25 protein-coding genes and 1 pseudogene are annotated in these 26,668 nt (G+C 72.9%); 15 read left to right on the top strand and 11 right to left on the bottom strand.

Translation table 11 applies throughout. From position 1 onward, the window contains the following. The first annotated feature begins 1 nt into the window (after nt 1). From ACZ3ZE_RS32025 to ACZ3ZE_RS31990, 8 genes are all read left to right on the top strand, one after another. Nucleotides 2–952, top strand: a complete 951-nt coding sequence (locus tag ACZ3ZE_RS32025; RefSeq protein WP_361169744.1) for a helix-turn-helix transcriptional regulator — start codon at nt 2–4, stop codon at nt 950–952. 87 nt (nt 953–1,039) lie between these two features. Beyond that, nucleotides 1,040–1,303, top strand: coding sequence for a CpXC domain-containing protein (locus ACZ3ZE_RS32020; RefSeq protein WP_361169741.1), 264 nt, complete (start codon nt 1,040–1,042; stop codon nt 1,301–1,303). 34 nt (nt 1,304–1,337) lie between these two features. Then, a complete protein-coding gene (locus ACZ3ZE_RS32015) occupies nt 1,338–1,535 on the top strand; it encodes a hypothetical protein (protein WP_361169738.1) in 198 nt (65 codons plus the stop codon). 186 nt (nt 1,536–1,721) lie between these two features. Then, nucleotides 1,722–2,009 carry a Sec-independent protein translocase subunit TatA gene (gene tatA / locus ACZ3ZE_RS32010; protein WP_361169735.1) on the top strand — a complete coding sequence of 96 codons (288 nt, stop codon included), beginning with the start codon at nt 1,722–1,724 and terminating at the stop codon, nt 2,007–2,009. A 105-nt stretch (nt 2,010–2,114) separates the two neighbouring features. Continuing rightward, nucleotides 2,115–3,017, top strand: coding sequence for a twin-arginine translocase subunit TatC (tatC, locus tag ACZ3ZE_RS32005; RefSeq protein ID WP_442305841.1), 903 nt, complete (start codon nt 2,115–2,117; stop codon nt 3,015–3,017). Between the two features lie 41 nt (nt 3,018–3,058). Further along, nucleotides 3,059–4,030, top strand: coding sequence for a diacylglycerol kinase (locus ACZ3ZE_RS32000; protein ID WP_467261616.1), 972 nt, complete (start codon nt 3,059–3,061; stop codon nt 4,028–4,030). A gap of 44 nt (nt 4,031–4,074) precedes the next feature. Then, on the top strand, nt 4,075–6,903 hold the full coding sequence (locus ACZ3ZE_RS31995) for a DEAD/DEAH box helicase (RefSeq protein ID WP_361169726.1): 2,829 nt from the start codon (nt 4,075–4,077) through the stop codon (nt 6,901–6,903). Between the two features lie 124 nt (nt 6,904–7,027). Continuing rightward, complete coding sequence (locus tag ACZ3ZE_RS31990) at nt 7,028–8,410, top strand: cytochrome P450 (RefSeq protein WP_467261614.1); 1,383 nt, start codon at nt 7,028–7,030, stop codon at nt 8,408–8,410. Between the two features lie 95 nt (nt 8,411–8,505). Here ACZ3ZE_RS31990 and ACZ3ZE_RS31985 read toward each other — a convergent pair. From ACZ3ZE_RS31985 to ACZ3ZE_RS31975, 3 genes and pseudogenes are all read right to left on the bottom strand, one after another. Next, nucleotides 8,506–8,706 (bottom strand): annotated as a pseudogene (locus ACZ3ZE_RS31985) (ADP-ribosylglycohydrolase family protein); the annotation flags it as partial. Between the two features lie 31 nt (nt 8,707–8,737). Further along, nucleotides 8,738–9,178, bottom strand: a complete 441-nt coding sequence (locus ACZ3ZE_RS31980) for an ABA4-like family protein (protein WP_361169723.1) — start codon at nt 9,176–9,178, stop codon at nt 8,738–8,740. Further along, a complete protein-coding gene (locus ACZ3ZE_RS31975; protein ID WP_467261691.1) occupies nt 9,175–10,071 on the bottom strand; it encodes a hypothetical protein in 897 nt (298 codons plus the stop codon). The genes ACZ3ZE_RS31980 and ACZ3ZE_RS31975 overlap by 4 nt, the downstream gene beginning before the upstream one ends. Before the next feature lie 252 nt (nt 10,072–10,323). Here ACZ3ZE_RS31975 and ACZ3ZE_RS31970 point away from each other — a divergent pair, with 252 nt between their 5' ends. Further along, nucleotides 10,324–10,959: a MerR family transcriptional regulator gene (locus ACZ3ZE_RS31970; protein WP_363291380.1), complete on the top strand. Its 636-nt coding sequence runs from the start codon at nt 10,324–10,326 to the stop codon at nt 10,957–10,959. 71 nt (nt 10,960–11,030) lie between these two features. Here the strand turns inward: ACZ3ZE_RS31970 and ACZ3ZE_RS31965 are convergent, their stop codons facing one another. After that, on the bottom strand, nt 11,031–11,867 hold the full coding sequence (locus ACZ3ZE_RS31965) for a siderophore-interacting protein (RefSeq protein WP_361169718.1): 837 nt from the start codon (nt 11,865–11,867) through the stop codon (nt 11,031–11,033). An 81-nt stretch (nt 11,868–11,948) separates the two neighbouring features. Beyond that, nucleotides 11,949–12,860, bottom strand: a complete 912-nt coding sequence (locus ACZ3ZE_RS31960; RefSeq protein ID WP_361170239.1) for a 5'-3' exonuclease — start codon at nt 12,858–12,860, stop codon at nt 11,949–11,951. Nucleotides 12,861–13,191: 331 nt separating this feature from the next. Here ACZ3ZE_RS31960 and ACZ3ZE_RS31955 point away from each other — a divergent pair, with 331 nt between their 5' ends. From ACZ3ZE_RS31955 to ACZ3ZE_RS31940, 4 genes are all read left to right on the top strand, one after another. Further along, nucleotides 13,192–14,256, top strand: coding sequence for a quaternary amine ABC transporter ATP-binding protein (locus ACZ3ZE_RS31955; protein ID WP_361169715.1), 1,065 nt, complete (start codon nt 13,192–13,194; stop codon nt 14,254–14,256). Continuing rightward, nucleotides 14,249–16,057, top strand: a complete 1,809-nt coding sequence (locus tag ACZ3ZE_RS31950) for an ABC transporter permease/substrate binding protein (RefSeq protein WP_361169712.1) — start codon at nt 14,249–14,251, stop codon at nt 16,055–16,057. The genes ACZ3ZE_RS31955 and ACZ3ZE_RS31950 overlap by 8 nt, the downstream gene beginning before the upstream one ends. A gap of 157 nt (nt 16,058–16,214) precedes the next feature. After that, a complete protein-coding gene (locus ACZ3ZE_RS31945) occupies nt 16,215–16,766 on the top strand; it encodes a helix-turn-helix domain-containing protein (protein WP_361169709.1) in 552 nt (183 codons plus the stop codon). Further along, complete coding sequence (locus tag ACZ3ZE_RS31940) at nt 16,763–17,485, top strand: helical backbone metal receptor (protein WP_361169707.1); 723 nt, start codon at nt 16,763–16,765, stop codon at nt 17,483–17,485. The genes ACZ3ZE_RS31945 and ACZ3ZE_RS31940 overlap by 4 nt, the downstream gene beginning before the upstream one ends. Here the strand turns inward: ACZ3ZE_RS31940 and ACZ3ZE_RS31935 are convergent. Further along, nucleotides 17,424–18,569, bottom strand: a complete 1,146-nt coding sequence (locus tag ACZ3ZE_RS31935; RefSeq protein WP_467261612.1) for a TDT family transporter — start codon at nt 18,567–18,569, stop codon at nt 17,424–17,426. The genes ACZ3ZE_RS31940 and ACZ3ZE_RS31935 overlap by 62 nt on opposite strands. Nucleotides 18,570–18,639: 70 nt before the next feature. On the opposite strand from ACZ3ZE_RS31935, the gene ACZ3ZE_RS31930 reads away from it, so the two are divergent. Next, entirely contained in the window at nt 18,640–19,578 is a 939-nt protein-coding gene (locus tag ACZ3ZE_RS31930; RefSeq protein WP_361169702.1) for a LysR family transcriptional regulator, read from the top strand. A gap of 28 nt (nt 19,579–19,606) precedes the next feature. Here ACZ3ZE_RS31930 and ACZ3ZE_RS31925 read toward each other — a convergent pair whose 3' ends face one another. Both ACZ3ZE_RS31925 and ACZ3ZE_RS31920 read right to left on the bottom strand, forming a co-directional pair. Beyond that, nucleotides 19,607–21,238 (bottom strand): amidohydrolase, encoded by a 1,632-nt coding sequence (locus ACZ3ZE_RS31925; RefSeq protein WP_467261610.1) that lies wholly within the window; start codon nt 21,236–21,238, stop codon nt 19,607–19,609. A 127-nt stretch (nt 21,239–21,365) separates the two neighbouring features. Then, nucleotides 21,366–22,001 (bottom strand): TetR/AcrR family transcriptional regulator, encoded by a 636-nt coding sequence (locus tag ACZ3ZE_RS31920; RefSeq protein ID WP_467261608.1) that lies wholly within the window; start codon nt 21,999–22,001, stop codon nt 21,366–21,368. A gap of 70 nt (nt 22,002–22,071) precedes the next feature. Here ACZ3ZE_RS31920 and ACZ3ZE_RS31915 point away from each other — a divergent pair, with 70 nt between their 5' ends. After that, complete coding sequence (locus ACZ3ZE_RS31915; RefSeq protein ID WP_467261606.1) at nt 22,072–23,532, top strand: purine-cytosine permease family protein; 1,461 nt, start codon at nt 22,072–22,074, stop codon at nt 23,530–23,532. Here the strand turns inward: ACZ3ZE_RS31915 and ACZ3ZE_RS31910 are convergent. The 3 genes from ACZ3ZE_RS31910 to ACZ3ZE_RS31900 form a co-directional block, all read right to left on the bottom strand. Continuing rightward, a complete protein-coding gene (locus ACZ3ZE_RS31910) occupies nt 23,516–24,229 on the bottom strand; it encodes a gamma-glutamyl-gamma-aminobutyrate hydrolase family protein (protein ID WP_361169690.1) in 714 nt (237 codons plus the stop codon). The genes ACZ3ZE_RS31915 and ACZ3ZE_RS31910 overlap by 17 nt on opposite strands. Before the next feature lie 75 nt (nt 24,230–24,304). After that, on the bottom strand, nt 24,305–25,798 hold the full coding sequence (eat, locus tag ACZ3ZE_RS31905; protein ID WP_361623372.1) for an ethanolamine permease: 1,494 nt from the start codon (nt 25,796–25,798) through the stop codon (nt 24,305–24,307). A 125-nt stretch (nt 25,799–25,923) separates the two neighbouring features. Beyond that, nucleotides 25,924–26,643 (bottom strand): FadR/GntR family transcriptional regulator, encoded by a 720-nt coding sequence (locus ACZ3ZE_RS31900; protein ID WP_361169684.1) that lies wholly within the window; start codon nt 26,641–26,643, stop codon nt 25,924–25,926. Nucleotides 26,644–26,668: the final 25 nt, after the last annotated feature.

Here is a 26,668-nt window from a genome sequence, read left to right as displayed (position 1 = left end):
CATGGCGGCGAACGCGATCGACCAGACGAGGCGGATGCTCTCCCTCGTCACCTATCTCCGCGAGCGGCCCGGCGCGCACGTCGCCGACGTGGCCCGCGCCTTCGGGATCACCGAGGACGAGCTGATCTCCGACCTCGACGTCCTGCCGATGTGCGGGACCAGCTTCCGCGGCGGCGACCTGCTCGACATCGACACCGACGGCGACCGGATCTGGTGGCACAACCCCGACGACGTCGCGGCGCCGCTGCGGCTGGCCGCCGACGAGGCGACCGCCCTGCTGGTCGCCGCGCGGGCCGTGGCCACCCTGCCCGGTCTGCGCGAGGGCGACCGTGAGGCGCTGCTGCGCGCCACGGCCAAGCTGGAGGCGGCCGCCGGCGAGGTGGCCGGCGCCAGCTCCCGGCTCTCGGTGACCTTCGAGTCCGAGGGCGGGGTCTTCGCCGAGGTGGACCGGGCGATCTCCGAGCGCCGCCGTCTGTGGCTGCGCTACTACTCGCCGGCCCGTGACGAACTCACCGAGCGCGAGGTGGACCCGATCCGGCTCTTCGCCGTCGGCCACACGTACATGGAGGCGTGGTGCCGCCTCTCCGAGGCGCGCCGCACCTTCCGCCTCGACCGGGTCGCCGAGATCCGGATCCTCGACGAGCACGCGGCGCCGCCGGAGATCGAGCTGCGGGACCTGTCGGAGGGGCTCGTGCAGCCGTCCGCCGAGGATCCCGAGGTCGTGGTCGAGGTCGGTGCCGGGGGCCGCTGGGTCGCCGAGTACTACCCGCACGACCGGGCGGACGAGCTGCCCGACGGCGGTCTGCGGGTCACCCTGCGGACGCCGGACCCGGCCTCGCTGCGCCGGCTGGCGCTGCGGCTCGGCAGCGACGGGCGGATCGTCGCCCCGCAGGAGCTCGCGGACAGCGCACGGGAGGCGGCGACCGCCGCACTGGCCGCGTACGAGGGCTGAGAGCAGGGGGACGTGACGTTCCGGGGGGACCGGGCGCTGTTCCCAGTGAGACGCACACACGTACCGCAGTGGGGAGAGTTGAGGGAAATGTCTGCGATGTCCACGATGTCCGGCCTTGCGGCGTCGGTCGCCCCCGTCCACTTCAAGGCGGCCTGCCCCGAGTGCCGTTCCCGCTTCGAACTCTCCGCGGGCGCCCTGCGGCTCGCCATCGGCGCGAGCCGCCGCACCACCTTCTACTCCTTCACCTGCCCCGAGTGCGGCAGCTCCGTCCGCAAGCCGGCCGGTGAGCGGATCATCGAACTCCTCACCGGCGGCGGCGTGAACACCCTCCGGCTGCACACCACCGGCTGACGTCCCTGGGCGGCGGGGCGTCTAGGCTCGGCACATGTTCTGGCCCATGCTCGCCATCGCCCTCGGCTTCCTCGGCATCGCCGTCCTCGGTGTCCTCGGCATCAAGGTCTTCCTGGAGGCCCAGCGCCTCGGCCGTCAAGTGGCCCACACCACACAGCGCGTCAACCAGGCCGCCGAGGAGCTCGAACGGGCCGCCCTCGATCTGGCGAAGACCGGCGAGACGCTGCGCTGAATCCGTGCCGTACGCTGCGGAGAGCTTCCACGGACCGGGTCCGCGGGAGGAAATCGTGAGTATGCACAGGCATTGCCGCCCGTTTACTCCTGCGGGTTACGATCGCTTGCAGCGCGGTGGCCGGACGCATGTCCGACCCGCCGGGCACGCACTCCAATGTCGCCTCGGTGAAGAAGGTAAACAGCTATGGGTAGGCTCGGCCCCACCGAGATCATTCTCATCCTCGTCGTCGTCATCCTGCTGTTCGGTGCCAAGAAGCTCCCGGACATGGCCCGTTCGCTGGGCAAGTCGGCCCGCATCCTCAAGAGCGAGGCCAAGGCCATGAAGTCCGACGACCAGCAGAGCGCCCCCGCCGACCCTCCCCACGCCGGCGCCCAGGACCCGCAGCCCGCGCCCCGCACCATCCAGGCCGCGCCCGGCGACGTGACCAGCTCGCGTCCCGTGACCGAGCCCACGGACACCACCAAGCGCTGACCCGGTCCGCCGCGGCCGTCGCACTAGAGCGACGGCTGCCGCACGAGATGAGGACGTGGGTTGCTCAAGTCTGCCCGCAAGCAGGAGAAGGATCCCGAGGGCCGGATGCCCCTCGTGGAGCACCTGCGTGAACTTCGCAACCGCCTCGCGAAGGGCCTCCTGGCCATCGCCGCGGTCACCGTCGTGGCCCTCGTGTACAGCGAGGACCTGATGCAGTTCCTGACGAAGTCGGTGCCCACGTGCGCCACAGGCGTCACCAGTAGTGGCGGAAACTGCGCGATCGTCTCCTTCAACACGTTGATGGCGCCGTTCAGCACGACGATCCAGCTCTCCCTCACGGCGGGTCTCGTCGTCGCGAGCCCCGTCTGGCTCTACCAGCTCTGGGCCTTCATCGCGCCGGGACTGCACAAGAACGAGAAGAAGTACACGTACGCCTTCGTGGGTGCCGCCGTCCCGCTCTTCGGGGCCGGCGCCTACCTCGCGTACCTCATCCTTCCCGTGAGCGTGAAGGTGCTGATCAGCCTCACGCCGGAGGGCTCCGCCAACATCCTCGGGCTGAACGACGTCCTCGACTTCACGCTGCGCATGGTGCTGGTCTTCGGCCTCGCCTTCGAGCTCCCGCTGGTCCTGGTGATGCTCAACCTCACCGGCGTCCTCAGCGGCCGCCGGATGGCCCGCTGGTGGCGCGGCGTGATCATGGGTGTCTTCATCTTCGGCGCCGTCATCACCCCGACCACCGACCCGGTCGGCATGCTGGCCCTCGCCGGACCGATCACGATCCTGTACCTGGCGGCCGTCGGCTTCTCGCTGCTCAACGACAAGCGCCGGGTGCGCAACAACCCCGACGCCGCGCTCGACGACGACGAGGCCTCGGAGCTCGACCTCACCCCCGAGCCCGTCGGCGGGCCCGAGACCGTCCACTCCGCCCGGACCCTGCCCGAGCAGGCCACCGGCGAGTCGGACGGGGCCAGGTCGCAGCGGATGAACGGTTACGACGACATCACCTGAGCTTGTAGGGTCCCCCCAGACTCCGTCCGGGGGGACCTTCCATGACCAGCGAGATCACGCTCTTCGTCAATCCCACCGCGGGACGCGGCCGGGGCGCGCACGCCGCGCGGCCGGCCGCGCGCGCGTTCCGGGACGCCGGCTTCTCCGTCCGCACCGTCCTCGGCCACGACGCCGACGACGCCCTGCGGCGCGCCCGCGAGGCCGTCGAGGCCGGCACCGGGGCCCTCGTCGCCGTCGGCGGCGACGGCATGGTCTCCCTCGCCCTCCAGGCCGTCGCCGGCACCGGCACCCCGCTCGGCGTGATCGCCGAGGGCACCGGCAACGACTTCGCCCGAAGCCTCGGACTGCCCCTGCGCGACCCCGCCGCGGCCGGCCGGGTCGCCGCCGAGGCGCTCACCGCCACCGGAGGGCGCCCGCTCGACCTCGGCCGGGTCGGCGGAGGGGCGCCCGGCACCCGCGCGGAGGGCGACGGGCGCTGGTTCGGGACCGTCCTCGCCTCCGGCTTCGACTCCCGGGTCAACGACCGGGGCAACCGGATGTGGCTGCCCGCCGGACGCTTCACCTACGACCTCGCGATCCTCGCCGAACTCGCCACCTTCCGGCCCGTCCCGTACCGGCTCGTCCTCGACGACGGCACGGCGCTGGAGACCGAGGCCACCCTGGTCGCCGTCGGCAACGGCACCTCCTACGGGGGCGGGATGCGGATCTGCGCCGACGCCGTCATGGACGACGGACTGCTCGACGTCACCGTCGTCGGGGACTGCGGCCGGGCCGAGCTGATCAAGGTCTTCCCCCGGGTCTACCAGGGCACCCACCTCGACCACCCCAAGGTCACCGTCCACCGGGTCCGCTCCGTCACCCTCGACGCTCCGGACACCACCGGATACGCCGACGGGGAGCCCCTCGGCCCGCTGCCGCTGACCGCGCGGTGCGTCCCCGGCGCGCTCAAGGTGCTGGCCCCGCGGCCGGACGGCCTTCGATCCGAAGCCCCTGGGCCCCAAGCCCGTCGATAAAGATCGCGTCACTGTCGGAGGTGGCGGGTAGGCTCGACGACAAGATGACAGAGGACTTCACACCAGCCGAAGCGTACGCAGCCGCCCGCGCCCGCAACGCCGAGCAGGCCACCGCGCTGGCCCCCTTCCGCGAGATGTACGAGTTCGGTCTGGACCCCTTCCAGATCGAGGCGTGCAAGGCCCTCGAAGCGGGCAAGGGCGTGCTCGTCGCCGCTCCCACGGGCTCGGGCAAGACCATCGTCGGCGAGTTCGCCGTCCACCTCGCGCTCCTCCAGGGGCGCAAGTGCTTCTACACGACGCCCATCAAGGCGCTCTCGAACCAGAAGTACGCCGACCTCGTCAAGCGGTACGGCAACGACAAGGTGGGCCTGCTCACCGGCGACAACAGTGTCAACGGCGACGCCCCGATCGTCGTCATGACCACCGAGGTCCTCCGCAACATGCTCTACGCGGGGTCCCAGGCGCTCTCCGGCCTCGGCTACGTGGTCATGGACGAGGTGCACTACCTCTCCGACCGCTTCCGAGGCGCCGTCTGGGAGGAAGTGATCATCCACCTCCCCGAGTCCGTCACCCTGGTCTCGCTCTCCGCGACCGTCTCCAACGCCGAGGAGTTCGGCGACTGGCTCGACACCGTCCGCGGCGACACCCAGGTGATCGTCTCCGAGAGCCGCCCGGTGCCGCTGTGGCAGCACGTCCTGGCCGGCCGGCGGATGTACGACCTCTTCGAGGAGGAGACCGACCACGGCGGCCGCGGCGCCTCCCGCCGCGAGGTCAACCCCGACCTGCTGCGCCTCGCCCGCACCGAGAACTCGCGCACGTACAACCCGCGCGACCGGCGCCGCGGCAAGATGGTCCGCGAGGCCGACCGCGAGCGCGAGCGGCGCCAGCGCTCCCGGATCTGGACCCCCGGCCGGCCCGAGGTCATCGAGCGGCTCGACGCCGAGGGCCTGCTGCCCGCCATCACCTTCATCTTCAGCCGGGCCGGCTGCGAGGCCGCCGTCCAGCAGTGCCTCTACGCGGGCCTGCGGCTCAACGACGAGGACGGGCGCCGCCGCGTCCGCGAGATCGTCGAGGAGCGCACCGCCTCCATCCCGAACGAGGACCTCCACGTCCTCGGCTACTACGAGTGGCTGGAAGCGCTGGAGCGCGGCATCGCCGCACACCACGCGGGCATGCTCCCCACCTTCAAGGAGGTCGTCGAGGAGCTCTTCGTCCGCGGCCTCGTCAAGGCCGTCTTCGCCACCGAGACCCTGGCCCTCGGCATCAACATGCCGGCCCGCTCCGTGGTCCTGGAGAAGCTGGTCAAGTGGAACGGCGAGCAGCACGCCGACATCACCCCCGGCGAGTACACCCAGCTCACCGGCCGCGCCGGCCGCCGGGGCATCGACGTCGAGGGCCACGCCGTCGTCCTGTGGCAGCGCGGCCTCGACCCGGGCCACCTGGCCGGACTCGCCGGCACCCGCACGTACCCGCTGCGCTCCAGCTTCAAGCCCTCGTACAACATGGCGGTCAACCTGGTCGACCAGTTCGGCCGGCACCGCTCCCGCGAGCTCCTGGAGACCTCCTTCGCGCAGTTCCAGGCCGACCGCTCGGTCGTCGGGATCTCCAAGCAGGTCCAGAAGAACGAGGAGGGCCTGGAGGGCTACCGCGAGGGCATGACCTGCCACCTCGGCGACTTCGAGGAGTACGCGCGGCTGCGCCGCGACCTCAAGGACCGTGAGACGGACCTGGCCCGACAGGGCGCCAACCAGCGCCGCGCGGAGGCCGCCGCCTCCCTGGAGCGGCTCAAGCCCGGCGACGTGATCCACGTCCCGACCGGCAAGTTCGCCGGACTCGCCCTCGTCCTCGACCCGGGCCTCCCGGCCGGGCGGACCAACGGGCACCGCGGCTTCGAGAACCACGACGGGCCGCGCCCGCTGGTGCTCACCGCCGAGCGGCAGGTCAAGCGGCTCGCCTCGATCGACTTCCCGGTGCCGGTGGAGGCGCTGGACCGGATGCGGATCCCGCGCTCCTTCAACCCGCGGTCCCCGCAGTCCCGTCGCGACCTCGCCTCGGCGCTTCGCACCAAGGCCGGGCACGTCAACCCGGAGCGGCACCAGAAGAAGCGCGCGGCCGCCGCGGACGACCGCGAGATCGCCCGGCTGCGCACCGAGATCCGGGCCCACCCGTGCCACGGCTGCGACGAGCGCGAGGATCACGCCCGCTGGGCCGAGCGCTTCCACCGGCTGCAGCGCGACACCCAGCAGCTGGAGCGGCGCATCGAGGGCCGCACCAACACCATCGCCCGCACCTTCGACCGGATCGTGGCGCTCCTCACCGAGCTCGACTACCTGCGCGACGACGACGTCACCGCCGACGGGAAGCGGCTCGCCCGGCTGTACGGCGAGCTCGACCTGCTCGCCAGCGAGTGCCTGCGCGAGGGAGTCTGGGAGGGCCTCAGCCCGGCCGAACTCGCCGCGTGCGTCTCCGCCCTCGTCTTCGAGGCCCGGCAGGCCGACGACGCCGTCGCGCCGAAGCTGCCGGCGGGCAAGGCCAAGGCGGCGCTCGGCGAGATGGTGCGGATCTGGGGGCGGCTCGACTCGCTGGAGGAGGAGTTCAAGCTGCACCAGGCCGAGGGCGTCGGCCAGCGCGAGCCGGACCTCGGCTTCGCCTGGGCGGCCTTCCAGTGGGCCTCCGACAAGGGCCTGGACGAGGTGCTGCGCGAGGCCGAGATGCCGGCGGGCGACTTCGTCCGCTGGTGCAAGCAGGTCATCGACGTCCTGGGCCAGATCGCGGCCGCCGCGCCGCGGGAGAACAGCACGGTCGCGAAGAACGCCCGCAAGGCGGTCGATTCGCTGCTGAGGGGAGTCGTGGCCTACAGCTCGGTGGGCTGACGGTGAACTGACAAGGGTTTTCCACAGGGGTGGCGAAGGGGTGTTCCTTCCGCTTCCATGAACTCGTACGGAAGAACGAGTACGTGGGGCACACCATCACCAACTCCTGCGGAAGGACACGCACGTGACCACGCAAGCCGGTTCGTCCGCCGTCGCCACGACGGCGGACGGGCGGAAGACAGTGCCAGGGCCGCGCGGCGTGCCCCTGCTGGGGAACCTGCCGGAGTTCGGCAAGGACCCGCTCGCCTTCTTCGAACGGCTGCGTGAGCGCGGGGACTTCGTCCGCTGGCGCTTCGGGAACACCCCCGCCCTGTTCATCGCGCACCCCGAGACCATCGGCGAACTCCTCACCGAGGTCGAGCGGACCTTCGACCAGCCCGACCTCGGCATCGCCTTCCGCACCCTGCTCGGCGACGGGGTCGTGGTCGCCAAGGGCGCCGACTGGAGGCGCAAGCGCTCGCTCGTACAGCCCTCCGTCCGGCCCCGCCAGGTCAAGTCCTACGCCGCCACCATGGCCGAGTGCGCCGTCGACCTCGCCGGGCGGTGGAGCGACGGACAGCGGGTGGACATCAAGAAGGAGATGGCCGCCCTCACCCAGCTCATCGCCGTCCGCACCATCTTCGGCGTCGACACGGCGGCCGACGCCGAAGCCATCGGCCGCGCCATGGACATCGCCCAGCAGGAGATCGGCGCCGAGTTCAGCGGCATCGGCGCCCTCCTGCCCGACTGGGTGCCGACCCCGGGCAGGGCCAGGATCAAGCGGGCCACGGCCGTCATCGACGCCGAGGTCTCCCGGGTCGTCGCCCGCCACCGCGACGGCGACACCGAGCGGCCCGACCTCCTCAGCCGCCTGCTCGCCGCCCGGGACGAGACCGGCGCCCACCTCTCCGACCGGGAGATCCGCGACGAGACCGTCACGCTCTACATCGGCGGCCACGAGACCACCAGCTCCACCCTCGTCTGGGCCTGGTACCTGCTCTCCCGCAACCCCCGGGTCTCCGAGGCGCTCGCCGCCGAGCTCGACCGCGTCCTCGGCGACCGGGACCCCGGCTTCGACGACTACGCCGAACTCGCCTACGCCCAGGCCGTGGTCAAGGAGACGTTGCGCCTCTTCCCCACCATCTGGCTGCTCACCGGCATCGCCAAGGAGGGCGCCGTGCTGGGCGGCGCCCCCGTCCCCGCCGGCACCCGCGTGTGGAGCAGCCAGTGGGCCACCCACCGCGACGCCCGCTGGTACGGGGACCCGCTGGAGTTCCGCCCCGAGCGCTGGCTGGACCCGGCGGAGGGCGAGGCGGCGGAGGAGATACCCGAGTACGCCTGGTACCCCTTCGGCGGCGGCCCCCGCGTCTGCCTCGGCACCCGCTTCGCGATGGTCGAGGCCGTCCTCGTCCTCGCCGTCCTGGCCCGCCGCTTCCGCGTCGACCTCGACCCCGGCGAGATACACCCCGTCCCCGGTCTGACCTTGCAGCCGGACCGGGAGGTGCTGGGGACGGTGCGGGCGCGGTAGGGGGTCCGGCCGGGGCCGGTGGAGTCTGGGGCGGGGCGGCTTCGCGCCGGCGGCTTGCGGGGCCTGCCCTACCGGGGCCGCCCCGCCGCCGAGGACGTCAGGCGGCCAATCGGGCCGGCCGCGGCCATGGTGGCGGCGCGTCCGGCGGAGGCGAAGTGCACGGCCGGGGTGGCGGCCCGCATGAGCGAACCGTTGCCCGCGGCGCGGCCGTTCACCTGGAAGTGCAAGGCGGCGGCGGTGTCCCAGGGGTCACCGCCGAGCAGTACCGCCTCGGTCTGCAGGCCGATGTCCTTCGGAGTCGGTGGGGTGCATGGGGTTCATGGGGTGTCAGACCTGCCGTTCCTGGGGGTGCTTGTGAAGCATGGTGGCTCGGATCGGCAGGAACAGGAGCAAGGCGATCGGTGAGAGCAGGATCGTGAGGACGAGGAGGGGGCTCATCAGGAAGGGGGAGAGGCGCAGGCGGCGGCCCTCGCGGTACATCCACTGGCCCAGCAGCAGGTCCCAGGCGATGATCTGGGCCCAGACCGCGCCCGCGCCGTTCGCCGACGCCGTCAGCTCGCGGAAGACGTCGAGGTCGGGTGAGCTGACCGCCGCCCAGAGTTCGGGCAGTACGGGGGCGACGAGGACCAGGTAGACCGCGAGTACCGGCAGCACGGTCAGGGGTGAGGCCGCCACCCGCTCGGTGAGCCGCCGGCCCGGCGCGAGGATCATGAGCAGCCAGACCGGTGCCGTGAGCACGAAGGTCAGCTCGAAGAGGAAGCCGGTCATGCCGCGAGCTCCTGGCGCGGGGCGGGCGACGACGGGGTGCGGAGGGCCAGCGCGGTGCCCGCCAGGGCGAAGGCCGCTATGGCGCCGGCCGCGGCGAGGGTCGGGCCGTCGGGGGAGAGGAGCGGCTGGCCGCGGAGCGCCTGCCAGGTCAGCAGGGCGAAGGTCGCCGTGTACGCGACCGAGGCCACCAGCACCACGCGCAGTCGGAGCCGGTCGTCGGCGAGCCGGAGGAAGCGCGGGGCGAGCGCGGACAGCACCAGCAGGACCAGCGGGATCAGCTGCAGCGCGTGCATGCCGAAGAAGTGCGCTATGCGCAGGTCCCCGCCGGTGGTGGACCAGCCGGTCAGCGGCATGCCGGGGCCGCCGTCCGGGACGCCGACGCTGTGCGCGCCCTGCGTCGCCGGGTTCTCCTCGGCGAGCTGCTCGGCGGTCGGCCGGACCATCACGAAGCCGATGGCCGCGCCGGCGAGCGCGACGAACGAGGAGATCCGCACCGCCCAGGCGGTGGCCCGGTCCAGGATCCGGGCGCGCAGCAGCAGGACGGCGATGACGAGCGCGGCCAGCCAGAGCACGACGACCGTCATGCCCATCGCCTGGAAGAGGGCGGTGTCGAAGGGCGTCGCGTTGTTGAAGTGGCTCTGCTTTCCGCGGACGACCTGCGTGGTGATGAGCACCATCTCCATGAGGCTCGCGACGGTGAGGACTGTCCCCGCCCACCAGCCGACCCGCCGGGCTCGGGCGCCCGGCAGCAGGGAGAGCATCCAGGCGAGCGTCAGCCCGTACGCGATGAACGAGACCGAGAACTTGAACGGCTTGGCCCAGATAGGGGCGCCGAGGAGAACCCGGTCGTCGAACAGGAGCCCGCCGACGGATACGAGCGCCAGGGCGCCCATCGACGCGACGAACCAGACCAGGGGCCGGTGGAGTGTGCGCGGCTGCGGTGTCGAGGTCGAGGTCGAGGTCGAGGTCGAGAGCGACGCCGGTGTTGACGTCGGGGTGGGTATCGGTGCCGGTGTGGATGACATGCGGATTTCCCCCGTTGCGACGGAATGGATAGTGGCGCTTCCCACTATCCGATAGCCCCACTATCTATGATGGTGGTGCCGGGTGCAAGGCCGGAGTGCGATCGGAAAGGTGAACGCGCGGTGCGCATAGGAGAGTTGAGTCGCAGGGCCGGAGTGTCCGTGCCGACCATCAAGTACTACGTACGGGAAGGGCTGCTGCCCGCCGGGCGCCTCACGAGCCCGAACCAGGCCTCGTACGAGGAGGCGCACGTCCAGCGCCTCCGCCTGATCCGCGCGCTGCTGGACGTGGGCGGGCTGTCGGTCGCGGGCATCCGGGAGGTCATCGCCGCGATAGACGACCCCGAGCGGCCCGTGCACAAGGTGCTCGGCGAGGCCGCGGGGCGGCTGGTGCCGCACTACGAGGGCGAACAGGGCGGCGACGACCTGGACGCCGCCCGCGAGGCGGTCGCGGACCTGATCGCCCGCCGTGGCTGGCGCACCTACCCCGGAGGCCCCGCCGCCGAGGCCCTCGCCGTCGCCCTCGCCGCCCTGGAGAGCGTCGGGCACGGCGCCTTCGCCGAGGTCCTCGACGCCTACGCCGACGCGGCGGAGCAGGTGGCCCGCGTCGACATCGACTACGTCGCGCGCAACGTGGTCCGCGAGGAGCTGGTCGAGAGCGTGGTCGTCGGCACGGTGCTGGGGGACGCGATGTTCGCCGCCCTGCGCCGGATGGCCCAGACCGACGCCTCGGGACGGGCCTTCGGCTCAGACACGTGAGCGGGCCCGGGTACGCCGAAGGGGCGGGAGCTCTCGGCTCCCGCCCCTTCGGCGTCGTCGTCCGGTGCGCGTCAGCTCTCCTGTTCGCGCTCCACCTGGTCGTTCCAGTCCCGCTTGATCGCGCGCCAGGCCTCGTCCGTCTTGCCCAGGCGCCAGTAGCCCGAGATCGAGAGACGCTCGCGCGGGACCGCGCGGTCCATGCGGAGGTGGCGGCGCAGGTCCTTCACGAACCCGGCCTCGCCGTGCACGAAGGCGTGGACGTCGCCGGCCGGGAAGTCGAGGCCGCGGACGGCCGCCAGCAGGGCCTCGCCGGTGGGACGGTCGCCGCGGTGCAGCCAGGTGACCTCGATGCCCGCCGCGGTCGTGAACTTCTGCTCCTCCGAGGCGTCCGAGACCTCCAGGAAGGCGTGCACCACCGAGCCCTCGGGCAGCCGCTCCAGGGCCACCGCCACGGCCGGGAGGGCGCTCTCGTCGCCGACGAACAGGTGCCAGTCGGCGGCCTCGTCCGGCGCGTAGCCGCCGCCCGGGCCGAGGAAGCGCACCGTGTCGCCGGCCTGCGCCCGCGCCGCCCACGGGCCCGCCAGGCCCTCGTCGCCGTGGACCACGAAGTCGACGGTCAGCTCGCTGTGCACCGGGTCCCAGGCCCGTACCGTGTAGGTCCGCGTCGTCGGCCACTGCTCGCGCGGGAACTCCGCGCGGATCCGCTCCATGTCGAACGGCTCGGGATAGCTCACGCCCTCCGGCGCGAAGAGCAGCTTCACGTAGTGGTCGGTGTACTCGCCGAGCTCGAACGCGGCGAGCCCCGGGCCGCCGAGAACCAGGCGCACCATGTGCGGAGTGATCCGCTCGGTGCGCACCACCTGGGCCTCGTAAGCCTTCGGTGTCTTGCGCGCGGGCTGTTCTGCCACGACGGTCTCCCCGTTCCCGGTCAAAAAAACTTAGGTTTGCCTAAGTTAGCACCCCTGTCCGACCGGCTCCAGGGACCTGCCTCAGTGCCCCGCCTCCAGGACGGGCAGCAGGCGTCCCACCGCCCCGCCCAGCCCCCACCGCTCCACCAGCGCGGCCAGCGCCGCCGGGTCCCGCGGCGCGGACGGCAGCGCGGGGGAGAAGTCCGGCAGCGGGACGTCCTGCGCCACCCGGACCACCGTCGGCGCCACGTCCAGGTACTCCGCGGCCTCCACGATGCCCCGCCGCTTCGCCGGGGTCAGCTTCGAGGTCCGGTCGGCCGCCGCCGCCCGGACGCCCGCCAGGTCGCCGTACTCCGTGATCAACTGGGCCGCCGTCTTCTCGCCGATGCCCTTCACGCCGGGCAGCCCGTCGCTCGCGTCCCCGCGCAGCGCCGCGAAGTCCGCGTACTGGCCGGCCCGCACCCCGTACTTCGTCAGGATCAGCCCGTCGTCCACCAGGTCGCAGTCGCCGACGCCCTTCCGCGGATACAGCACCCGCACCCCGCGCCCGTCGTCGACCAGCTGGAACAGGTCCCGGTCGCCCGTGACGATGTCCACCGGGCCCTCGGCCCGCGCGGTCAGCGTGCCGATCACGTCGTCGGCCTCGAAGCCCTCGGCGCCCACCCGGGCGATGCCCAGCGCCGCGAGCACCTCCTCGATCACCGGCACCTGCGGCGACAGGGTGTCCGGGATCTCCTCCTCGTCCGGCCCCGACTCCGTCACCTCGGCCACCCGGTGCGCCTTGTACGAGGGGATGAGGTCCACCCGCCACTGAGGCCGCCAGTCCGCGTCCCAGCAGGCCACCAGATCGTCCGGGTGGTGGTCCTGGACGAGCCGGGTGATGAAGTCGAGCAGCCCCCGCACGGCGTTGACCGGCGTCCCGTCGGGCGCGCGGACCGAGTCCGGCACGCCGAAGTACGCGCGGAAGTAGAGGCTGGCGGTGTCGAGGAGCATCAGGCGTCGCGTCACCCCCCGATCATGCCGCACCCCGCTGACATCCCCCCGGCACCGGCCCCGGCTTCAGCCGGGCGTCCCCCGCAACCGACCAAGGCACCCCCACCGCCGCCGCCGGTTCCCCCGCCCCCACGTGACCCCCGTCACCTTCGCGTTTGCCCCCCGAGGGCCGGGGCAGGCGCGAGCCCGGAGCGGACCCGGTGCGGGATGCGAGGCCTCAGGGCGTCGGATGCCGTACGCGACGGGCCGAGCGGACAGAACCCGCCCCGTTCCACGGCCCGGCTGCTGCGGGGGTGGCGGGCCGTTTTTCGTTGCTACCCGTGAGGTGTATGTGTCCAGGCTCCAAGCCGACCACCTGTTCAAGGTCTTCGGCAGGCGACCCGATGAAGCCGTCCGCAAGCTCGCCGCCGCGGAGGGTGCCGCCGACCGCGACGCCCTGCGCGCCGCCGGCACCACGGCGGCCGTCGTCGACGCCTCCTTCACCGTCGAACCCGGCCAGATCTTCGTGGTCATGGGTCTTTCGGGCTCGGGCAAGTCCACCCTCCTCCGCATGCTCAACGGCCTGCTGGAACCCACCGCGGGCCGCGTCCTGTACGACGGCGCCGACCTGACGGCGCTCTCGCCCCGGGAACTGCGCGCCGTCCGCTCCCGGAAGATCAGCATGGTCTTCCAGCACTTCGCGCTCTTCCCGCACCGCAGCGTCCTGGAGAACGCCGCCTACGGCCTGGAGGTCCAGGGCGTCCCGCGCGCCGAGCGCGAGAAGCGCGCCGCCGAGGCCCTCGAACTGTGCGGGCTCGGCGGCTGGGAGACCTCCTGGCCCGACGAGCTCTCCGGCGGCATGCAGCAGCGCGTCGGCCTGGCCCGCGCCCTCGCGACCGACGCCGACCTGCTGCTCATGGACGAGTCGTTCAGCGCGCTCGACCCGCTGATCCGCCGCGACATGCAGGACCAGCTGCTGGTGCTCCAGCAGAAGCTGAAGAAGACCATCGTCTTCATCACCCACGACCTCAACGAGGCCATGCGCCTCGGCGACCGCATCGCCGTCATGCGCGACGGCCGGATCGTCCAGCTCGGCACCGCCGAGGACATCCTGGTCCGCCCCGCCGACGACTACGTCGCCTCCTTCATCCAGGACGTCGACCGCACCCGGGTGCTCACCGCCGCCGCCGTCATGACCGACGGCGCCGTCGCCCCCGGCGACTGCCCGGCCGACTGCTCCTGCCGCGCCGTGACGCCCGACACGCTCCTCGCCGACCTGTGCGCCGTCTCCGCGCTGGCCCCGCACCCCGTGGCCGTCGAGGACGCCGACGGCACCGTCCTCGGAGTCGTACCGCAGGAACGTCTCCTGGCGGCCATGGGAAGCCTCACCGGTCAGGAGGTGACCGCCCGTGCCTAGGCTCCCCCTCGGCGAGTGGGTCGACAGCACCGTCGACTGGCTCCAGGCCCAGCTGTCCTGGCTCTTCGACGCCATCACCACCGTCGTCACCGGTCTCTACGACGGCATCGACGCCGTCCTCTCGGCACCCCAGCCGCTGCTCTTCGCGGGCATCCTCGCGATCGTCGCCTGGTGGCTGCGCGGGCTGACCGCGGGCGTCCTCGCCTTCGCGGGCTTCGCCCTCGTCGACTCCATCGAGCTGTGGGACGACGCCATGTCGACCCTCTCGCTGGTGCTCGTCGCCACCCTCGTCACCCTCGTCATCGCCGTCCCGCTCGGCATCTGGGCCGCCCGCTCCAAGACCGTCAGCGCCGTGCTGCGCCCGGTCCTGGACTTCATGCAGACCATGCCGGCGATGGTCTACCTCATCCCCGGCATCATCTTCTTCGGCGTCGGCGTGGTCCCCGGCATCATCGCCACCATCGTCTTCGCGCTGCCGCCCGGCGTCCGCATGACCGAGCTCGGCATCCGCCAGGTCGACGGCGAGCTCGTCGAGGCCGCCGAAGCCTTCGGCACCACCCCGCGCAACACCCTGCTGCGGGTCCAGCTGCCGCTCGCGCTGCCCACGATCATGGCCGGCGTCAACCAGGTGATCATGCTCGGCCTGTCCATGGTCGTCATCGCCGGCATGGTCGGCGGCGGCGGGCTCGGCGGCGCCGTCTACCGCGCCATCGGCAACGTCGACATCGGTCTGGGCTTCGAGGCCGGCATCTCCATCGTCATCCTGGCCATGTACCTCGACCGGATGACCGGCGCGCTCGGCCGCCAGGTCTCCCCGCTGGGCCGCCGCGCCCTCGCCAAGGCCCGCGCGGCGAGCGCCGCCCGCGCCGGCGCGCGCCTCTGGGACCACCGCCCGCAGCCCGTCACCGCCCTCGTCGGCGTCGTCGTCCTCGCGCTCGTCGCCGGCGGCATGGGCTTCCTCGGCAGCGGCGGCGCCTCCTCCACCGCCGCGTCCGGCGCGAACACCGGCCACGGCAAGAAGATCAGCCTCGGCTACATCCCGTGGGACGAGGGCATCGCCTCCACCTTCCTCTGGAAGGAGCTCCTGGAGCGGCGCGGCTACGAGGTCGACACCAAGCAGCTGGAGGCCGGCGCGCTCTACACCGGCCTGGCCGGCGGCCAGATCGACTTCCAGACCGACGCCTGGCTGCCCGTCACCCACGCCCAGTACTGGGAGAAGTACCGGAACAAGCTGGAGGACCTCGGCTCCTGGTACGGCCCCACCTCCCTGGAGCTCACCGTCCCCTCGTACATGAAGGACGTGAACTCCCTCGCCGACCTCAAGGGCCGGGGCGGGGAGTTCAAGGGCCGGATCGTCGGCATCGAGCCGAGCGCCGGAATGATGGGCATCCTCAACGACAAGGTGCTCAAGCAGTACGGCCTGGACGGCGAGTACAAGGTCGTCGACGGCTCCACCTCCGGCATGCTGGCCGAACTCAAGCGCGCGTACGCCAAGAAGGAGCCGATCGCGGTCACCCTCTGGTCGCCGCACTGGGCCTACTCCACCTACGACCTCAAGAAGCTCAAGGACCCCCAGGGCGCCTGGGGCAAGGGAGACGGCGTCCACACCCTCGCCCGCAAGGGCTTCGGCGCCGAGAACCCCGAGGTCGCCGCCTGGCTGAAGAAGTTCAAGCTCAGCGAGAAGGAGCTCACCGGCCTGGAGGCCGTCATCCAGGAGACCGGCAAGGGCAAGGAGCAGGACGCCGTGCGCACCTGGCTCGACCGGAACCCGGGTGTCGCGGAGCGGCTCGCGCCGCAGTAACCCACCGAAACGACTCCTGTCCGAAAAGGGGTGGTCGCCGAGCGTGTTCGGCGACCACCCCTTTTCGCCACGACGCGAAACCCCGGCCCAAAGCTGCGTAAGGTTCAGTTAACCGACCAGTACGCGTAAGGCACGAGACACGAGGGAGGGGGCCGACATGGACGACAAGGAATCGCTGCGCGTGGGCGTGGCCGTCAAAAGGCGCCGCCGGGCGCTCCAGCTCACGCTGGCCGTCGTCGCGCAGCGCAGCGGCCTGTCCGTACCCTTCCTCAGCCAGGTCGAGAACGAGCGGGCCCGCCCCAGCGACCGCTCGCTCCAGCTGGTCGCCGCGGCCCTGGAGACCACCGCGGCCGAGCTCCTCGCCGCCGCCGAGGCCGCCCGCACCGTGGACGTCGTCCGCTCCGACGAGGAGCTGTGGGAGATGCCGCCGGGCGTCCGGCCGCTGGTCCGCGGCCGACACCAGCTCCAGGCCCTGGAGTTCACCGGCGAGCAGGACGCGGGCCGCGAATTCCTGCACCGCAACGACGAGTTGCTGTACGTGGCCGACGGCGCCGCCGAGATCGAGGCCGAAGGCCGCGCCTACCGCCTGGGGCGCGGCGACACCCTCTACCTCTCCGGCGGGGTGCGCCACCGCTGGCGGGCCACCCTCCCCGGGACCCGGCTGGTCTTCGTCTCCGTCGCCGACCACATCGAGGCCGCGGAGGCATGAGCGGGCCGCGGGTGGTCTCGCTCGTCCCCTCGCTCACCGAGGCCGTCGCCGTCTCCACGCCGCCCGGCACGCTGGCCGCCGTCACCGACTGGTGTACCCACCCCGCGGACCTGGGCGGCGCGGTGCGGATCGGCGGCACCAAGAACCCCGACACGGCCGCCGTCGCCGCCCTCCGCCCCGACCTGGTGATCGCCAACGAGGAGGAGAACCGGGCCCAGGACCTCGACGCCCTGCGCGCCGCCGGGCTCGACGTCCTCGTCACCGGGATCCGCACCCTCGACCAGGCCTTCACCGAGCTCGACCGGGTCCTCACCGCCTGCGGGGTACGCACCCGGCCCGGCTGGCTGGACGCGGCCGAGGCCGCCTGGGCCGCCGTGACCCCGGACGAGCCGCCCCGTACCGCCGTCGTACCCGTCTGGCGCCGCCCCTGGATGGTGCTCGGCCGCGACACCTTCGCCGGCGACCTCCTCGCCCGGCTCGGCGTCGTCAACCTCTGCGCCGGGCATCCCGAGCGCTACCCGCGCGTCCCGGTCGACGAGCTCAACGCCCTGGCGCCCGAGCTGGTCGTCCTGCCCGACGAGCCGTACCGCTTCACACACGAGGACGGCCCCGAGGCGTTCCCCGGGGCCGTCGCCGCGCTCGTCGACGGGCGTCATCTCACCTGGTACGGGCCGTCACTGGCCGAGGCGCCCCGGGTGCTGCGAGCAGCGCTCCGCTGAACAGCCCGCGCACCGTGTGGACCGCCGCCACCAGCCAGGCGGCGATCAGCAGCGCGTACAGCCCGACCGCCAGCCAGCGGAACAGGGCGAGCCCCGTGTGCTGGGCCAGGCCCTCGGCACCCGTCACGCAGGTGCCGACGGGGAAGGTGAAGGCCCAGAAGGTCATCGCGAACCCCATGCCCTGCCGGCGCGCCCGGGCCACCAGAGCGCCCGCGAACACCAGCCACAGCAGCGCGAAGCCCATGACGGGCACGCCGTACAGGACCGCGAAGGCGGTGAAGCCGTGGGCGTACGAGGCGGGCAGCACGCCCTGGGCGGCGTCGGCGAACTTGTTGGCGGCGGTCGTCGACTGGCCCAGGGGCCCGAGGACCAGGAACAGCGTGGGAGTCAGCGCCAGGGGCAGCGGGGCGCCGGTGACCAGCCGCCCGAAGACCAGCGGCAGCATGACCAGGGTCGCCAGCAGGCTGACGCCGAACATCGCGTAACAGAGCAGCAGCAGCGTCTCCTGGGCCTGCCCGGCCGCCACATGGGGCACGAGCAGCGGGCCGACGGCGGCCGAGACCATGGGGGCGACGACGGGCAGCAGCCAGGCGGGCGACGCGCTCTCGACGCGGTGGCGGGCCACCATCAGGTACGGGATCCCCGCCGCGGCCGCCAGGCCGATCACCGTGCCGACGCTGAACAGCACGCTGTCGAGAGCGAGGGCCGCCGACAGCCCGATCCAGTCCCGGCCCACGACCATCGCGCCGCCGCCGACCGCGAGCAGCGCCATCGACAGGCAGCCGTAGAACGGGGCCACCGCCGGGTCGAGGAGGTGGGCGCGGGCCTGGTCGCGGTGGTGGAGCCAGTGCAGCGACCGGGCGCCGAGCAGCGTCACCAGCATCACCAGGGACAGCGCCCACACCGCGGTGCAGACGGTCCGCAGACCGGGGACGTCCACCGGGAGGGTCGCTCCCGCGGTGCCGACGATGGAGGTGCCCATGACCGCGGCGTACCAGTTGGGGCCGAGGTGACGGACAGAGGTCCACCGGGCGCCGGGGGTGGCGGCGGCGGGGACCGACCGGGAGGGAGCGATTGTTGCCATGTCTCGACCTTCCCCCCGGCGCACGCCCCCCACCAGGGACATCGTGGCTATGAGCCCATAAGCTGGCTTTATGAGCAGCGAGCCGAGCGACATCCCACACCCCCTGTCCCACCGGGTCCCCGACCTCGGCGCGCTCGAACTGCTCCTCGCGGTGGCCCGGCACGGCAGCCTCGGCCGGGCCGCCCGGGACGTCGGCATCACCCAGCCCGCCGCCAGCAGCCGCATCCGCTCGATGGAACGCCAGCTGGGCGTCGCCCTCGTCGACCGATCGCCGCGCGGGTCGCGGCTCACCGACGCGGGGGCGCTCGTGACGGACTGGGCGCGGCGCATCGTCGAGGCCTCGGAGGCCTTCGACGCGGGCGTGCAGGCGCTGCGGGGGCGCCGGGACTCGCGGCTGCGGGTCGCCGCGTCCATGACCATCGCCGAGTACCTGCTGCCCGGCTGGCTCATCGCCCTGCGCGCCGACCGGCCCGACACCGCCGTGTCCCTCCAGGCCGGCAACTCCGCGGCCGTCGCCGACCGGCTGCTCTCGGGAGAGGCGGACCTGGGCTTCGTGGAAGGCCTGGCCATACCGGAGGGCCTGGACGGTGCGGTCATCGCCCACGACCGGCTCACCGTCGTCACCGCGCCCTCCCACCCGTGGGCCCGGCGCCGCAAGCCCCTCGACCCGGCGGAGCTCGCCGTGACCCCGCTCGTCCTGCGCGAACGCGGCTCCGGCACCCGCCAGGTCCTCGACGCGGCCCTCGCCGGCCACGGCGGCCTGGCCCAGCCCCTCCTCGAACTCGCCTCCACGACCGCGGTGAAGGCGGCGGCCGTCTCGGGCGCGGGCCCCGCCGTCCTGAGCGAACTGGCCCTCACCGAAGAACTCGCCTCCCGCCGCCTGGTCGCCATCCCCGTAGCCGACGCCCTCCTCCGCCGAGACCTCCGAGCCGTCTGGCCCACCGGCCACCGCCCGACGGGCCCGGCCCGCGACCTGCTGTCGCTGACGCGGGCGCGGCCGGGGGGGTAGGGGGAGGCGGGGAGAGGGCGGCCCCGTCTCAGCCCGTCCGCTCCGACCGGAACGTCACGCGGCCGTTCACCGTCGTCAGGAGGACCGGCAGGTCCGGCAGGTCGGTCGGCGGGGTCGTCAGGGGGTCGGCGGCCAGGACCGTCAGGTCGGCGCGGTGGCCCACCGTGACGCGGCCCGCCTCGTGTTCCTCGTTCGACGCGTAGGCCGCGTTCACCGTCATCGCGCGCAGCGCCTCCAGGCCCGTCAGCGCCTGTTCCGGGCCGTGCGGCGGCTGGGTCAGGTCGCGGCTCGGGCGGCGGTGGCGGGCGCCGGCCATCACGCCCAGCGGCGGGAACGGGGCGATCGGCCAGTCCGAGCCCAGGACCACCGTGGCCCCCGACTCCCACAGGTCGCGGCAGCGCCACGCCCGCGACGCGCGCTCCTCGCCCAGCCGCCGCGACCAGTTGTCGGTGTGGTCCGCCCGCGTGAAGTCGCAGCAGTGCGTGGGCTGCATCGAGGCCAGCACGCCCAGCTCCGCGAAGCGGTGCAGCGTGTCGTCCGGCACCGTCTCGATGTGCTCGACCCGGTGCCGTACCGCACGCCCGCCCGAAGCCGCCGCCTTCTCCACCGCGTCCAGCGCGTGCCGTACCGCCGCGTCGCCGATCGCGTGCGTCGCCGTCGGCACCCCGGCCCGGTGCAGCTCGCCGATGATGTGCGTGTACGCGGCCGGATCAGGCCAGAACGCGTGCGTGGACTCCCCGTGACAGTCGGGCCGTTCCAGCCACGCCGTGCCGTTGTCGATCGTGCCGTCCATGAACAGCTTCACGCCGTCCACCCGCCACAGCGCACCGCCCGTCCCCTGCTGGGCGATCAGCTCCCGCACGCCCTGCGCGTCCGTACCCGGCTGGCACCAGGGCGCCACCCGCAGCCGCAGCGGCAGCTCGCCCGCCGCGTCGAGCTCGGCCAGCAACGCGAGGCTCTCGCCGTTCGCGTCCATCACGTGCCCGCCGGTCAGCCCGGCCGCCGCCATCGCGCGCAGCGCCGCGGCGAGCCGGTCCCGCCGCTCCTCCCGCGTGGGCTGCGGAGCGACCCGCTCGACCAGCTCGCACGCCGCGTCCTCCAGGAGCAGCCCGGTGGGGCGCCCGTGCTCGTCGCAGACGACCTCCGCGGAAGCCTGGTCGAACACGCGCGGTCCGTCCACCCCCGCGAGCTCCAGCGCCCGGCGGCTCGCCAGCGCCGAATGCGCGTCGAAGAGCAGCAGGAAGGCCGGGATCCCGTCGAGTACGGCGTCGAACGGGGCGATGCCCGCGGGAACGTCACCGAAGACGTTCGGGTCGAGCCCCCACCCGAACAGCCAGTCGCCGCGCCCGAGTTCCCGTACCGCCGCCGCGAGCGCCTCCCGCACGTCGGCCACGTCCGCGCAGTGCGACAGGTCGAGCCCGTGGGTCAGTTCGGACCCGCTGACGGGGTGCAGATGTCCGTCCACGAGCCCGGCCGTGACCACCGCGCCCTTCAGGTCGACCACCTCGGTCCCCGCGTCCGCGAGCCCGCGGATCTCCCGGTCGTCGCCGAGCGCCGCGATCCGTCCGTTCTCCGACACGGCGAGCGCGGTCTGCGGCAGGAACGTGCCGGTACCCGGGTCGAGCAGCCGGGCGGAGGACAGGACGAGACGGGTGCGCACAGGGGCTCCAGGGAGGGAGGGGGAGGGGGAGGGGGAGGGGGAGGGGGAGGGCGGTAGGAGGGAAGGAAGGAGGGAGGGGCGGCTGGGGAGGTGGGAGCAGGGGTGGGTCGCCGGGTGGCCGGGTGGCTCAGCTCGTCTCGGCGTCCAGCGCCCCCCGTTCCAGCCCCAGTTCCCGTTCCGCCGTCGTGACGGCCATGCGGGTCACCGTCGCCGGGCGGTCGGTGTGGTCGGTGTTCGCGTGGGCGCCGAGGCCGTCGAGGACGACGAGGATCTGGATGGCCGTGGCGCGCGGGTCGTCCGTGTGGAACTCGCCGCGTTCGACGCCCTCGCGGATGAGGGTCTCCAGGCGCTCGTCGGAGGCGAGTTCCATCTCGGCGACCCGGTCGCGGAGGACGGGACGGTAGCGGCTGAGGTGGCGGGCGTTGATCCACAGGCGGCTGATGTCGTCGTAGGCCTCGCCCGTGGAGAGGGCGAAGTAGCGCGCGAGGTACCGCGTGGGCGTGCCGTCGGGGCGGTCGGCGGGCAGCAGGGAGTCGAGCTCGCCGAGGGCCGCGACGGCGAAGGCCTCGGCCACCAGTTCCTCCGCGGAGGGGAAGTAGTGGCTGATCAGCCCGGGTCGTACGGAGAGCTCTTCGGCTATGCGTCGCAGGGTGACGCATTCGAGGCCCTCGGTCAGGGCGACCCGGGCCGCGGTCTCCACGATCTCGGCCCGCCGGGCCTCGGGGGTTTTGCGAACTCGTGTGCGCTGAACGCTTGACGGCATACGGACGATGCTATTGAGTGTGCGACCAATAAGCAACCAGGTGTGCACGACACGTTCCCCGGAGGGCCGCATGGCTTCGACGTTCCCCGACCCGGCCGCCAGCGCCCCCGCCGCGCGGCCGGCCACGGACCGGCCCACCCGCGTCGAGTCCCACGGCATCGACCACATCCCCGAGGACGAGCGCCACGGGCATCCCCGCGAGCTCTTCTCCGTCTGGGCCGCGGCCAACGTGAACTACCTCAGCCTGGTCGTCGGCGGCGCCCTCGTCCTCATGGGGCTCAGCCTCTGGCAGGCCCTCGCGGTGATCGTCGTGGGCAATCTGTTCTGGCTGCTCACGGGGGTGCTCGCGGTCTCGGGGCCGGCCGCCGGAGCGCCCAGCGAGGTCATCACCCGGGCCATGTACGGCGTGCGCGGCAACCGCGTGAACAACGCCGTCACCGGCTGGATGATCTCGGTCTGCTACTTCGCCCTGAACCTGGCCGCCGCGGCCGGCGCCGCCTTCGCCCTCGTCGAGAAGGCCGGTCTCCACGCGGGCACCGGCGTCAAGATCGTCGTGGTCCTGGTCATCGCCGCCGCGACGCTCACCATCGGCGTCTACGGGCACGCCCTCATCATCCGGCTCTACCTGCCGATCACCCTCGCGCTGACCGCCGCCTTCGGTGTCGTCGGCTACGCGGTGCTGCGGCACGCGGACTTCGGCTACACGCCCGACGCCCCGCTGACCGGCGTCGACCTGTGGGCCACCGTGATCGGGGGCGTCACCCTCATCGCCTCGGGCCCCCTCTCGTACACGACGAGCGCCGACTTCTCCCGCTATCTGCCGGCCACCACCTCGAAGCGGGCGGTCATCGGATGGACCGCGCTCGGCGGCTTCCTGCCCAGCATCGTGGTCTGTTCGCTGGGCGCTCTCGCCGCGACCGTCGTCGACATGACCGACCCGCAGACCGCCCTGGAGGCGATGCTGCCGGGCTGGTTCACCCCGGTCTTCCTGCTCTCGCTGGTCCTCGGCACGATCGCCATCAACGCGATGACCGCCTACAGCGCGGGCCTCGCCCTGCAGGCGGTCGGGCTCCGCGTACGGCGCTCGCTCAGCGTGCTCGCCGACGGCACCGTCGCGGTCGCCCTCACCCTGTACGCGCTGCTCGTCTCCAACTTCCTGGACACGGTCAGCAACGTCCTGGAGCTCACCGTCATCCTGCTCGGCCCCGCCATGACCGTCTACGCGGCCGACATCCTGCTGCGCCGCAACCGGTACGACGGCCGCGCGCTCATGGACGAGAGCCGGGACAGCGCGTTCTGGTACGCGGCGGGCGTCAACCCGGCGGGCGCCGTGGCCGTGGTCGGCGGCGCCGTCGCGGCGGCGCTGTGCGTCGACACCGCGTACACCGGCCCCGTCGCCCACGCCCTCGGGGGAGTGGACCTGGCCCTGCCCGCCGGCATGGTGGTGTCGGCGCTCCTCTACACCGTCCTCATGCGCGGCCGGACGCCCGCCGGGGCCGTCACCTCCGTCGGCGTCACCCCCGCCGGCTAGGGCCTGTCCGGCGGGCCCTAGCCGCCGCCACCAGCGCCCGCGTCACCCGCAGGTCCTCGCCCATCTCGGGGTGCCACTGCACCCCGAGCGCCCAGGTGGGGCCGGCGAGTTCGACCGCCTCGACGGTGCCGTCCAGCGCGTGCGCGGAGGCGGTCAGGCCCTTGCCGAGGATGTCGACGCACTGGTGGTGGTAGGTCGGCACCTCGGCCCGCTCGGGGACGAGGGAGGCGTACAGGGTGCCGGGGACCGGCTCGACCGGGTGGCGGCCCATGACGCCGACCGCCTCCGTGTGCCCGTCCAGGTGCTGGACGAGCGTGCCGCCGAGGGCCACGTTGAGGAGCTGCATGCCCCGGCAGATGCCGAGCACCGGGGTGCCGGCGGCCAGGGCGGCCTCGATCAGGGCCAGTTCCCAGCCGTCCCGGGCCCGGGCGGGCGGGCCGGTCCGGGGGTCGGGCGCGGCCCCGTACCGTACCGGCTCGACATCGGCGCCGCCCGCGACCACCAGGCCGTCGAGCCGGGCCACCGCCTCCGCCGCGACCGCCGGATCGTCGGGCGGCAGCATCACGGCGAGACCGCCGCTCGCCTGGACGAGCCGCGGGTACGCGGCCGGCAGCAGCGCGGCGGGCAGGTCCCACACCCCCCAACGGGCCTGGTCCAGATAGGTCGTCACACCGATGAGCGGCTTGGGCGTGGGCATGGGCTTCTCCTCCGGTACGGATTCCAGGTGGCGGCGGAAGCGGCCCCGGCGACGGCCGGGACCGCTGCCGCCGCCTCAGCGTTCGAGTTCCGCCTCGGCCGCCGCGAGCGCGGCGAACTCCTCCTCCGGCGCCTTCGCCACCAGGTGGTGGCGACTGTAGAACGCGAAGTAGGCGAGGGCGATCACGTAGACCCCGAGGGCGATGAGGGCCGCGTCCTTGTCGACCAGGAAGGTCGCGACGAGCGCCGAGAGCGCCAGGACGAAGGCCACCGAGGAGGTGACCATCCCGCCCGGGGTGCGGTACGGCCGGGCGAGCCCGGGTTCGCGGCGGCGCAGCACGATGTGGGAGAGCGCCATCAAGGCGTACGAGATGGTGGCGCCGAACACCGCGATGTTCAGCATCCGGGCCCCGTTCCCGGTGCCCGCGGCGAGCGCGAAACCCAGGGCGCCTGGGATGAGCAGCCCCAGGTAGGGCGACTTGCGGCGGCTGGTGAGGGAGAGGAAGCGGGGCAGGTAGCCGGCCCGGGACAGGGCGAAGAGCTGGCGGGAGCCCGCGTAGATCAGCGAGAAGAAGGAGGCCACCAGGCCCGCGAGTCCCGCGTAGTTGACGAAGCGGCTGAGCGCGGTCGGCTCCCCGTCGCCCTGCAGCGCCACCACCAGCGGGTTGCCCGCCTCCTGGAGGGCGGCGGAGCCGCGCGCGCCGGTGGCCGCGAAGAAGGTCACCACGGCGAGCAGCACCAGGATGCCCATGGACAGGGCGAGCGCCCTCGGCATCGAGCGCACCGGGTCCTTGGCCTCCTCGGCGGCCAGCGGCACGCCCTCGACGCCGAGGAAGAACCACATGCCGAAGGGGAACGCGGCCCAGATCCCGAGCAGTCCGAACGGCAGCCAGGAGGAGGAGCCGACGGCCCCCTTGTCGACGGGGATGTCGTTCAGGCCGTCGACGTGGAAGTCGCTGAGCGCGCCGAGCGCGAAGACCAGCAGTGCCGCCACCGCGACGGCGGTGACGATCAGGCTGAAGCGCAGCGCCTCGCCCACGCCCCACAGGTGGATGCCGATGAAGAGCGCGAAGCAGACGAGGTAGACCGGCCACCCCGACTCCAGGCCGAAGAGTCCGAGGGACTCGACGTAGTCGCCGATGAAGATCGAGATGGCGGCGGGCGCCAGGACGTACTCGATGAGGATGGCCGTGCCGGTGAGGAAGCCGCCCCAGGTGCCGAGCGCCCGCCGGGCGAAGCCGTAGCCGCCGCCCGCGGTGGGCAGGATGGCGGAGAGTTCGGCGAGCGAGAAGACGAGGCACGCGTACATCGCGCCCATCAGGACGGTCGCGATCGCGAGGCCGCCGAAGCCGCCCTTGGACAGCCCGATGTTCCAGCCGGAGAAGTCGCCGGAGACGACGTAGGCGACGCCGAGCCCGGTGAGCAGCAGCCAGCCGGCGCTGCCGCGGCGCAGGGTGCGCCGCTCCAGGTAGTCGTCGGGCGCGGTGTTCTTTCCTGTGGTGCCGGTCGTGCTGGTGGTGCCTGGAGTGCCTGTGGTGCCTGGCGTGCCTGAGGTGTCGTCCAACGTCATGGCGGCGGTCAGCTCCCCGCAAGGGTCCCAATGGATTGGTGCCATACCTTTGCGTCGCCCGGAGGGGCAGCGCAAGCCCTCTGCGTTACTTTCGGGTTACGTGAAGGGGGCGGCGGGCCCGGCCGTCAGGTCAGGAACCCCCGCAGCAGCGCCGCCGTCCCCCCGCAGTGCTCCCGCATCACCTCGCGCGCCGCGTCCGCGTCCCCGTCGAGCACCGCCTCCACCAGCGCGGTGTGCTGGTGCTGCGAGTGCTCCAGGTTGCGCACGAGCAGCGGGATGCAGTCGAGCAGGTCGTTGACGGTCGCGCGCACCGCCGCGTACTGCGCGGTCAGCGTCGGCGAACCGGACAGCTCGGCGAGCGTGAGGTGGAGCAGCGTGTCCTGCCGCCGGTAGTCGCCGAGCGGGGCGTCGTGGGTGGCGGCCAGCGCCGTGCGCAGCCGCTCGGCACCCCCGTCGTCCAGGCCGTGGACCGCGCAGAGGCCGGCCGCGCCGACCTCCAGGACCTCCCGGAAGCGCAGTGTGTCCTCCACGTCGACGGCCGCGATCCGGCGCCGCAGCTCCGCCTCGTCCGAGGTCTGCGGGCGCTGGAGCACGAAGGTGCCGCCGTACCGCCCGCGCCGGCTCTCCACCAGGCCCTGTTCCTGGAGCACCTTCAGGACCTCGCGCAGGGTGACCCGGCTGATCCCCATCCGGTCCGCGAGCTCCCGCTCGGCCGGAAGGCGCTGCCCGCCGGGCACCAGGCCGAGCCGGACGATCTGCAGGATCTGCTCCAGCGCCTCCTCGAAGCCGTTGCCCGCGCGTACCGGCCGCAGCACCGGCGTCAACCGGTCAGCGGATTCATTCATCTGCGCCACCTCGCCGTTTCCCCTT

The sequence above is a fragment of the Streptomyces sp. NPDC023157 genome (genome assembly GCF_055560575.1).
The sequence above is the reverse complement of the archived record's forward strand: the minus strand, read 5'-3'. Positions and strand labels throughout refer to the sequence as shown.

Excerpts from the sequence above, each read along its gene's own strand:
- ACZ3ZE_RS32025 (WP_361169744.1), top strand. The coding sequence starts at position 2 with ATGGCGGCGAACGCGATCGACCAGACGAGGCGGATGCTCTCCCTCGTC.
- ACZ3ZE_RS32020 (WP_361169741.1), top strand. The coding sequence starts at position 1,040 with ATGTCTGCGATGTCCACGATGTCCGGCCTTGCGGCGTCGGTCGCCCCC.
- ACZ3ZE_RS32015 (WP_361169738.1), top strand. The coding sequence starts at position 1,338 with ATGTTCTGGCCCATGCTCGCCATCGCCCTCGGCTTCCTCGGCATCGCC.
- tatA (WP_361169735.1), top strand. The coding sequence starts at position 1,722 with ATGGGTAGGCTCGGCCCCACCGAGATCATTCTCATCCTCGTCGTCGTC.
- tatC (WP_442305841.1), top strand. The coding sequence starts at position 2,115 with ATGCCCCTCGTGGAGCACCTGCGTGAACTTCGCAACCGCCTCGCGAAG.
- ACZ3ZE_RS32000 (WP_467261616.1), top strand. The coding sequence starts at position 3,059 with ATGACCAGCGAGATCACGCTCTTCGTCAATCCCACCGCGGGACGCGGC.
- ACZ3ZE_RS31995 (WP_361169726.1), top strand. The coding sequence starts at position 4,075 with ATGACAGAGGACTTCACACCAGCCGAAGCGTACGCAGCCGCCCGCGCC.
- ACZ3ZE_RS31980 (WP_361169723.1), bottom strand. The coding sequence starts at position 9,178 with ATGACCGGCTTCCTCTTCGAGCTGACCTTCGTGCTCACGGCACCGGTC.
- ACZ3ZE_RS31975 (WP_467261691.1), bottom strand. The coding sequence starts at position 10,071 with ATGGGCGCCCTGGCGCTCGTATCCGTCGGCGGGCTCCTGTTCGACGAC.
- ACZ3ZE_RS31960 (WP_361170239.1), bottom strand. The coding sequence starts at position 12,860 with ATGCTCCTCGACACCGCCAGCCTCTACTTCCGCGCGTACTTCGGCGTG.
- ACZ3ZE_RS31945 (WP_361169709.1), top strand. The coding sequence starts at position 16,215 with ATGGACGACAAGGAATCGCTGCGCGTGGGCGTGGCCGTCAAAAGGCGC.
- ACZ3ZE_RS31940 (WP_361169707.1), top strand. The coding sequence starts at position 16,763 with ATGAGCGGGCCGCGGGTGGTCTCGCTCGTCCCCTCGCTCACCGAGGCC.
- ACZ3ZE_RS31935 (WP_467261612.1), bottom strand. The coding sequence starts at position 18,569 with ATGGCAACAATCGCTCCCTCCCGGTCGGTCCCCGCCGCCGCCACCCCC.
- ACZ3ZE_RS31930 (WP_361169702.1), top strand. The coding sequence starts at position 18,640 with ATGAGCAGCGAGCCGAGCGACATCCCACACCCCCTGTCCCACCGGGTC.
- ACZ3ZE_RS31920 (WP_467261608.1), bottom strand. The coding sequence starts at position 22,001 with ATGCCGTCAAGCGTTCAGCGCACACGAGTTCGCAAAACCCCCGAGGCC.
- ACZ3ZE_RS31915 (WP_467261606.1), top strand. The coding sequence starts at position 22,072 with ATGGCTTCGACGTTCCCCGACCCGGCCGCCAGCGCCCCCGCCGCGCGG.
- ACZ3ZE_RS31910 (WP_361169690.1), bottom strand. The coding sequence starts at position 24,229 with ATGCCCACGCCCAAGCCGCTCATCGGTGTGACGACCTATCTGGACCAG.
- eat (WP_361623372.1), bottom strand. The coding sequence starts at position 25,798 with ATGACGTTGGACGACACCTCAGGCACGCCAGGCACCACAGGCACTCCA.
- ACZ3ZE_RS31900 (WP_361169684.1), bottom strand. The coding sequence starts at position 26,643 with ATGAATGAATCCGCTGACCGGTTGACGCCGGTGCTGCGGCCGGTACGC.